10 protein-coding genes are annotated in these 8,392 nt (G+C 64.1%); 3 read left to right on the forward strand and 7 right to left on the reverse strand.

What is annotated here, in order from left to right:
• A partial coding sequence (locus VKP01_RS06765; protein ID WP_324411401.1) for a methylmalonyl-CoA mutase family protein occupies window positions 1–1,261 on the forward strand: 1,261 nt, incomplete at its 5' end.
• 465 nt (window positions 1,262–1,726) lie between these two features.
• Window positions 1,727–2,572: a DMT family transporter gene (locus tag VKP01_RS06770; protein WP_324411402.1), complete on the forward strand. Its 846-nt coding sequence runs from the start codon at window positions 1,727–1,729 to the stop codon at window positions 2,570–2,572.
• Between the two features lie 52 nt (window positions 2,573–2,624).
• On the opposite strand, the gene VKP01_RS06775 is transcribed toward VKP01_RS06770, so the two are convergent.
• The 7 genes from VKP01_RS06775 to VKP01_RS06805 form a co-directional block, all read right to left on the reverse strand.
• Complete coding sequence (locus VKP01_RS06775; protein WP_324411403.1) at window positions 2,625–4,232, reverse strand: carboxyl transferase domain-containing protein; 1,608 nt, start codon at window positions 4,230–4,232, stop codon at window positions 2,625–2,627.
• A gap of 89 nt (window positions 4,233–4,321) precedes the next feature.
• Window positions 4,322–4,810, reverse strand: coding sequence for a molybdenum cofactor biosynthesis protein MoaE (locus VKP01_RS06780; RefSeq protein ID WP_324411404.1), 489 nt, complete (start codon window positions 4,808–4,810; stop codon window positions 4,322–4,324).
• Between the two features lie 9 nt (window positions 4,811–4,819).
• Window positions 4,820–5,077: a molybdopterin converting factor subunit 1 gene (moaD, locus tag VKP01_RS06785; RefSeq protein ID WP_324411405.1), complete on the reverse strand. Its 258-nt coding sequence runs from the start codon at window positions 5,075–5,077 to the stop codon at window positions 4,820–4,822.
• Window positions 5,074–5,706 carry a CDP-diacylglycerol--glycerol-3-phosphate 3-phosphatidyltransferase gene (gene pgsA, locus VKP01_RS06790; protein ID WP_414706538.1) on the reverse strand — a complete coding sequence of 211 codons (633 nt, stop codon included), beginning with the start codon at window positions 5,704–5,706 and terminating at the stop codon, window positions 5,074–5,076. Before pgsA ends, moaD begins: the two co-directional genes overlap by 4 nt.
• A gap of 103 nt (window positions 5,707–5,809) precedes the next feature.
• A complete protein-coding gene (locus tag VKP01_RS06795; protein ID WP_324411407.1) occupies window positions 5,810–6,574 on the reverse strand; it encodes a DUF1013 domain-containing protein in 765 nt (254 codons plus the stop codon).
• Between the two features lie 219 nt (window positions 6,575–6,793).
• Window positions 6,794–7,213: a hypothetical protein gene (locus VKP01_RS06800; protein WP_324411408.1), complete on the reverse strand. Its 420-nt coding sequence runs from the start codon at window positions 7,211–7,213 to the stop codon at window positions 6,794–6,796.
• 5 nt (window positions 7,214–7,218) lie between these two features.
• Window positions 7,219–7,920, reverse strand: a complete 702-nt coding sequence (locus VKP01_RS06805) for an FRG domain-containing protein (protein ID WP_324411409.1) — start codon at window positions 7,918–7,920, stop codon at window positions 7,219–7,221.
• A gap of 214 nt (window positions 7,921–8,134) precedes the next feature.
• On the opposite strand from VKP01_RS06805, the gene VKP01_RS06810 reads away from it, so the two are divergent.
• On the forward strand, window positions 8,135–8,392 hold a 258-nt coding region (locus VKP01_RS06810), incomplete at its 3' end, for a DNA ligase LigA-related protein (RefSeq protein WP_414706537.1).

Consider the following 8,392-nt stretch of genomic DNA (forward strand, 5'->3'; position numbering starts at 1 on the left):
ACTCGCAGGTGTTGATCCGGAGCAGGGTCGGCGCAATCTCGCCTTCCTGCTGGCGGCGGATGCCGATCAATTCGCCACCATCACCAAATTCCGGGCGCTGCGCCGCCTCTGGGCGCGCGTCGAGGCTGCGGCGGGGTTCGATCCGGCGCCGATCCGCCTGCACGCCGAGACCGCCTGGCGGATAACGACGCAGCGCGACCCCTGGGTCAATCTTCTGCGCACGACGATCGCGAGTTTCTCCGCCGGTATCGGTGGCGCGGACACGATCACCGTTCTGCCCTTCACCGCTGCGCTCGGCCTGCCGGACGCTTTCGCCCGGCGCGTGGCGCGCAACACACAGAATGTTCTGCTGCACGAGAGCAATCTGTGGCGCGTGGTCGATCCCGCTGCCGGCGCCGGTGGCTACGAGGCGCTCACCGAAGCGCTTTGCGAAACGGCCTGGGAGGCCTTCCAGCAGATCGAATCGGAAGGCGGGATCGTCGGCAGCCTTGCCTCCAGCGCCTTGCAGGTCCGCATCGGTGAGGTGCGCGCGGCCCGCGCCGCCGTCATCGCGGATCGCCGCGCGCCGATCACCGGTGTGAGCGCCTTTCCCGATCTCGACGAGAAGCCCGTCGATCTTGCCCTGCGCGAACCGCCCCCGGAGATGCCGGAGCCGGATACGGCTGCCAAGTCCGCGACCATGCCCGCCGGCTTTGCCAATCTCGTCGGCGCGATCACGGTCGGGGGAAGTGCGCGGGCTCCGGCGGCCCCCCCGGCAGGTGTCGAGCCGACCCTGCTCTCGGCCTTGCCGCACCGGCGTGAAGCCGAGCCCTACGAGCACCTGCGCGATCGCTCGGACCAGTATCTCGCCGATAACGGCGAGCGTCCGAAGGTGTTTCTGGCCAATCTCGGCAAGCTCGCCCAGTTCAATACGCGCGCCGGTTTCGCCCGCAACGCGTTCGCAGCGGGCGGAATCGCGGCAATCGGCGACGACGGTTTTGCCGATCCGCAGGCGCTGGCTGACGCCTTCACCGAGAGTGGCGCCAGCGCGGCCTGCCTGTGTTCGACGGAAGCGCTCTATGCCGAGCACGGCGTCGAGGCGGCCCGTGCGCTCAAGGAGGCGGGCTGCGCCATCCTCTTCCTCGCTGGCCATCCGGATGATCTCGAAGCACCGATGCGCGAAGCCGGCGTCGACGCCTTCCTGCATGAGGGCTGTGACCTGCTCGCTCTGCTCGGCGAAGCCTGGGCGGTGATCGCGGGCGAGCGCAGCGAGGCGTTCTGAGGCAGCGCTTCCCGGAGCCCGGCGCCCGCATCCGGAACACGCCGAAGCAGGTCTTGGGGGCAGGAGGATCGCGTTATCCGCTGGCCGTGGCGTGTCGTACCATGCCATCGGGTAACGGGGTGAGAGCGTTTCCTTGCATCAGGTGGGCTCTTTCAGTGGCTCCCGGTTTTCTTGTGGCCGATCAATAATTTTCACTTTGAATTGCTTTTGCGTGATGGTTTAGCCTTTGGTGGAAGTCAGGGATGGTATGACGTGCGTTGGCAGGCAAGATTTCTACCGTTATACGCCTTCACGACCGGATATCAGTCGTTTTCCAGACATTGTGCCCTGCGGTCCGATTCGTTGCGATTGTGTTTCGATTGTCGAAGCCCGCGACATCGGGAAGGCGGTATCTGCGAGACCGTCACCTCGGATGCGCCTTGTCCGCTCACCGCGTACTGACGCGCCGCCGAGGCACCTGTTGAAATGGATCCTCTCGTTCTCACCGCCATCCTGTTCGCGGCCTTTCTGCATGCAGCCTGGAACGCACTCGTCAAGGCGAATGTCGATCGCTTCACGATGATGCTGATGATCGCTGTCGTCCAGACGGCGATCGCATGCGTGATCCTCCCTTTCGTTCCGCTGCCCGGCGCGGCAGTCTGGCCCTGGCTGCTTCTGACCGCGATTCCGCACACGACCTACAAGGTTTTCCTTGCGCGCGCCTACGATACCGGTGAACTCGCGCGCGTCTATCCGATCATGCGCGGGCTGACGCTCGCTCTCGTGACCGGCGCTTCGGTCGGCCTTCTGGGAGAAAGCGTCCCGCCGCTCGGGCTCGTTGGCATCGGTGTCATCGGGGTGGGGGTGATGGCGCTGTCCGGTCCCGGCGCCGGGGCGCTTGCGGGCGCGCGTGTGACCACCCTCGTCCTGACGCTCGGCGCTGCAGCGAGCGCTGCGGCTTATACCGTCATCGACGGTATCGGGGTCCGGCTGGCCGCAGAAGTCGCATCCTTCGCGGCCTGGATGTTCGTCCTGGACGGCCTCGGCATGATCCTCTATGCCGCCATCACCCGCGGACGAACGGGTTTTGCCGCCATGGCACCGCATTGGCGGGTCGGACTTCTTGCCGGATCGATCGCCTTCACCTGCTACTGGATCGCGCTGTGGGCACTCGCCCATGCGCCGATCGCGCTCGTCGCCGCCCTGCGCGAGACAAGCATCCTCTTCGCTTTGGCGCTCGCGCGCCTGCGGCTGGCCGAGCGGCTCGACCGGGCGAAGCTCTCGGGGGGAGGGGCGGTCCTGCTGGGCATCATCCTGATCAGGATCGCCTGATCTGCTGCCGGCGGGAAACCGGATCTGCAAACCGGATCGGCAAACCCGCCGCCTACATTCGGAACACGCCGAAGCGGGTTTCAGGCACCGGGGCATTCAGCGTCGCCGCGAGCGCGAGGCCGAGGACGCGGCGGGTCTCGCAGGGCAGGATGATGCCGTCATCCCACAGCCGCGCCGTGGCATGATAGGGCGAGCCCTCTTCCTCGTATTTGGCGCGGATCGGGTCCTTGAAGGCCTCTTCCTCCTCCGCCGGCCAGGACTTGCCCTCGGCTTCGATATTGTCGCGCTTGACGGTGGCGAGCACGCTCGCGGCTTGCTCGCCGCCCATCACCGAGATGCGCGAATTCGGCCAGGTGAAGAGGAAACGCGGCGAATAGGCACGCCCGCACATGCCGTAATTGCCTGCGCCGAAGGAGCCGCCGACGAGCAGGGTGAGCTTGGGCACCTGCGCGCAAGCGACCGCCGTGACGAGCTTCGCCCCGTCCTTGGCGATGCCGCCGGCCTCATATTCACGCCCGACCATGAAGCCGGTGATATTCTGCAGGAAGAGTAGCGGAATCCGGCGCTGGCAGCATAATTCGATGAAATGCGCGCCCTTCTGGGCGCTCTCCGAGAAAAGAATGCCGTTATTGGCGATGATGCCCACCGGCATCCCCATCAGCCGCGCGAAACCGGTGATCAGCGTGGTGCCGAAGAGGCGCTTGAATTCGTCGAATTCCGATGCATCGACCAGCCGCGCGATCAGTTCGCGGATATCGTATTGTTTCTTGAGATCGGTGGGGACGATCGCATCGAGCTCGGCGGTGTCGTAATAGGGCTCCACCGGCTCGGCGATGGCGAGATCGGTCTGTTTGCGGGTGTTGAGGGTGCCCACGATGCGGCGCACGATGGAGAGCGCATGCACGTCGTCGGTGGCATAGTGATCCGCCACGCCCGATTGCCGGGCATGCACGTCGGCGCCGCCGAGATCCTCCGCCGTGACGACCTCGCCGGTCGCGGCCTTCACCAGCGGTGGGCCACCGAGGAAGATGGTGCCCTGACGGCGCACGATCACGGTCTCGTCCGACATGGCCGGCACATAGGCGCCGCCGGCGGTGCAGGAGCCCATCACGCAGGCGATCTGGGGGATGCCCATCGATGAGAGCTGGGCCTGATTGTAGAAGATGCGCCCGAAATGCTCGCGATCGGGAAAGACCTCGGTCTGGTGCGGCAGGTTGGCGCCACCGGAATCGACGAGATAGATGCAGGGCAGGCGGTTTTCGCGGGCGACTTCCTGGGCGCGCAGATGCTTCTTCACCGTCATGGGATAATAGGTGCCGCCCTTGATGGTGGAATCGTTGCACACGATCATCACCTCGCGGCCCGCCACGCGCCCGATCCCGGTGATCAGCCCGGCCCCGTGAATGGCGTCGTCATACATGCCGAAAGCCGCCAGCGCCCCGATTTCGAGGAAGGGCGCACCGGGATCAAGCAGGCGCATGACGCGTTCGCGCGGCAGGAGCTTGCCCCTCGCAAGATGGCGTTCGCGGGCACGCTGCGAGCCGCCGTCCCCGACTGCCTCGCGGCGGTGCCGCAGTTCTTCGGCAAGACGCGCCCATTGCGCCGCATTCTCGCGCGCGCTCTCGGAATTCACATCGATCTGGCTCTGGATGACTGACACGGTCCCCGGCCTCCCCGGCTTTTCCTGATTGCTGCGGCCCCAAGCTATGGGTCAGCTTGCGATGCGGTTCAAGCGCGAAGCGCGTCGGCTCACACTGTCCAGCGTGCCATGGCCGCATCATCGGCATCGCGCGCCTCGACCCAGCCGCCGGTCTCGCCGGTGACGAGATGTTCGCGCTTCCAGAAGGGCGCACGCGTCTTGAGGAAATCCATCATGAATTCCGCGCCGGAAAATGCGGCATGGCGGTGCGACGAGGCCGCGATGACGAGCACGATATTCTCAGCCGGTCGGATCAGCCCGTAGCGATGGATCGCGACAAGGCCCGTGAGCGGCCAGCGTTGCACGGCTTCGCGGGCGACGCGCCCGAGCTCGGCCTCGGCCATGCCGGGATAATGTTCGAGCTCCAGCGCCGAGAGCCGCCCGCCTTCGTCGCGGCACAGCCCGGTGAAGGTCGCGAGCGCACCGATATCGGCGCGGCCCTCGCTCAGAGCGGCAATCTCGGCGGCGATGTCGAAATCCTCGCGCTGGATGCGGATGACGGGGGAGGGGGTGGCAGAGGAGGGATCGGTCGTCGTCATCGCGACCTCTCAGCCGCCGGTCATGGGCGGGAAGAAGGCGATCTCGCGTGCCCCGGTAATCGCCGTATCCGGTTTGACGTGCTCGTGATCGATTGCGGCCCGCACGATCTGCGGATTCTCGAAGGCATAGGCATATTCCTCACCGCGCCCCGCGAGCCATCCGGCGAGGTCAGCCACGGTGATAATATCCACCGGTGGCTCGAGGGTTTCCTCGGTCTTGCCGATACGCTCGCGGACCCAGGCGAAATACACGATCTTGACGCTCACGCACTGTCCTCCCTGCCCTTGCTGCCGGGCTCGACGACGTCCTGCGCAGTCGGGATGTCCTCGACGATATGGTCGAGGCTCGCGCGCAGATAATCCCACCCTGTATAGATGGTGAGAATCGCGGAAATCCACAACAGCACGGTGCCGATCATGATGGTGCCAGGCAGGATAGCCTCACCCGCAGGGCCGGCGACGAGGAAGCCGACGGCGACGAGCTGCATCGTCGTCTTCCATTTGGCGACGGCGCTGACCGGGACGCTCACCTTCAGATCGGCGAGATATTCGCGCAGCCCCGAGACCAGGATCTCGCGCAGGAGAATCACGATCGCTGCCCAGAGCGACAGCCCGGCAATCGTCCCGTCGGTGACGAGCATCATCAGGACCGCAGCGACGAGCAGCTTGTCGGCGATCGGATCGAGCATCTTGCCCAGTGCGGATTGCTGGTTCCAGGCGCGGGCGAGATAGCCGTCGAAGTAATCCGTAATGGCGGCAGCGACGAAGAGGCCCAGCGCCCACCAGCGTGCCCAGTGTTCCTGTGGCCAGAAGAGAAACGCGACGACCACGGGCACTGCGAGGCAGCGCCCGTAAGTCAGAAGGTTGGGCAGGGCATAGAGATTGGACTGGCGCATATCGATCAGACGGTACTCGCAATGAGAATCCTCTGCAAAGGGAACACCCTGCATCGCACGCGGTCAATGCGGTATTCGCCCGACGCGATCACCCGCTGCAGCGTCAGCGGTCGTTCTCACCGTCTTCGCCCTCTTCTCCTTCGCGCTTCAGGCCCTTGAGCTTGGCGAAAACCGAATCGGCGTCGAAGCTCTCTTCTTCGTCGCGCGCCCGCTGCGGTGCGTTGCTGTCGCCAAAGGCGCTCTCGGCTAAGCGCTTCTCGTCGAATTCCGGCTGATCAGCGAGGCTGAGATCGGTCGGCAGCAACGTTTCGTCGGCGGGTGCCGGCGCGACGGCGGGGCGATCCTTGGCCGAGCGCTTGACTTCGAGATCGAGATCGATCTGCGAGCACAGGCCCAGCGTCACCGGATCGAGCGGCTGCAGCTGCGCCGAGTTCCAGTGGGTACGGTCCCGGATCTGCTGGATCGTGGTCTTGGTGGTGCCCACCAGCCGCATGATCTGCGCATCCTTCAGCTCGGGATGGCTGCGCAAAAGCCAGAGGATCGCGTTCGGGCGGTCCTGGCGGCGTGATACCGGCGTGTAGCGCGGGCCGCGTTTGGAGCGCTTCATCTCGGGGATCTTCACCTTCGGCGGCGCGAGGCGCAGCTTGTGGGCGGGATCCTTCTGGGCGCGCTCGATCTCCTCGCGGGTGAGCTGCCCCATATTCACGGGGTCCGCGCCCTTGATGCCGGCAGCGACCTCGCCATCGGCGATGCCCTTCACCTCGAGCGGGTGCAGATTGCAGAAATCGGCGATCTGATCGAAGGTCAGCGACGTGTTCTCGACCAGCCAGACGGCCGTCGCCTTGGGCATGAGCAAACCGGTTGTCACGGGTCTTCTCCTTAAAATCCCGCCGGCGCGGGGCCGATACGGCCATGCGCGCGGGCCAAAAATCTCCTGTGCTCCGTCCCGGCCCGGGCCGGAGCGCACCATGACGACATGTCAGGGAATCGTGCGGAATATAGGGCGCAACCGGCCCGGATGCAATCGCGTTTACCATGTGATTGCAGGACTTTTCAGGTGGGACGGGGGACGGGCCGACCGGGAAGGTCACTCCGGAAGGAGCGGGATCAGATCCGTAACCTCGGCCTTGAGCACGTCACCCTCGCGCCAGAGCGTGCCCTTGACCTCTGCGGCAACGGTTCCGGCCGGATTTCCAGTCCCTTTGAATGCGAGATAGATCACCCCGGAAGCCTCGAAGAGCACGGGTTTCCCACTTTTGTCGTCGCGCAGATAAATTCCTTCCGGCACGACATCGAAGCCATCATAGCGCGCCTCCGGATCGTGCAGGTCCAGTTTGTTCCAGAATTCGGGCAGATCATTCGGAGGAGTGAAATCACGGACAGCCGAGGTTACGGCCTTGTACTCTGCGGCGGAACGAACGCGCCGCAGCGCAGACCCTCCGGCGATCGGGCCGGTCGTGCTGCGCCGATCGCGAGGCAGACCGGTCATCAAGAATTGCGATAGCATGCCACTCACCTCACCACGTCCAAACCGACAGCGCGATCATACTGCCAATGCAAACGCGTGCCAATGCCGTCGAGATCACCCATGATGCGCTGGGCATCAAACCCGAAATAGAACAAGCGTTCCTGAAAATAGTTGCGCTGACTGACCGGGATGATGAAGCGCATATCAGCTCGCGCCGGCTCACGGTGATCGAGAATCGGTTCAGTTGGATCGGAGTGGACACTGAACAGCCCGCTTTGGCTGGATATCCGGTATGTGAAGAAGCGGGGCAGAACAAATCCGGTTGCGCAGGAAAATGGATCTATATCGACATCCGTTTGAATGATTTCATCAGATCCGAGAGATTTTGCGATCAGGACCGGGTTTCCACCGCGTCCCTTCGCATTAACGGCAAAAAAGGCCGCAACCAATGGATTGCTTGTCCAGTCCATGAGCCGCGTCGGCGCTCCGTGATGCTGGGCCAGCCCGAGCGCATCCCAGTCATTGAGTGGCTCGGTTGAACTGAGGAATTCAGTTACGCGTCGGCGGAAAATGTCGAGAACCGCCAGTTCACTGGTTGAGCTATACGACTTGCTGCGCCCTACAGTCGGCAACAGGTCGTAAGCATCATCCCCGAGGCCGCGGAAAACCCAGCGGCCGCTGGTAAACCTTTCTGTCCAGGCCAGAAAGTCACGCCAAGCCGTTTCTCGTTGGGATCCACGTTCCAACAAGGCCTCCCTCGATCTTGTCGATGATTAGCAGCTGAATTGGCGTGGTGCACGTAAAAGTCATCTGAAGCAATTTGAAATTTTGTTCGTCTTGCGCATTCTTCCGCCACCTCCACCCGATCGATACCCCCGCATCCATCCTTCCCCAACGCGCCTCGCCGCGCTAAACAAGCGCAGCCGCCGCGCGGCGGGTCGCAACGGGGACAATCGATCCATGGCAAGCCGCTCCACCACTGCCGATATCGCCGTCACCGAGCTCACCGAGCGTCAGGCGCGTAACGAGTACAAGCGCCTCTCGCAGGAGATCGCGCGGCATGACGAGCTCTATCATGGCGAGGATGCGCCGCAGATCACGGATGCGGAATACGATGCGCTGCGCAAGCGGCTGGTCGATCTGGAGAATGCGCATCCCGCGCTGATCGGTGGCGATTCACCGGGCGTGGGCGCCAAGCCCTCCGAGAAATTCGCCAAG

The sequence above is a fragment of the Saliniramus sp. genome, assembly GCF_035311605.1.
Classification (GTDB): domain Bacteria; phylum Pseudomonadota; class Alphaproteobacteria; order Rhizobiales; family Beijerinckiaceae; genus Saliniramus.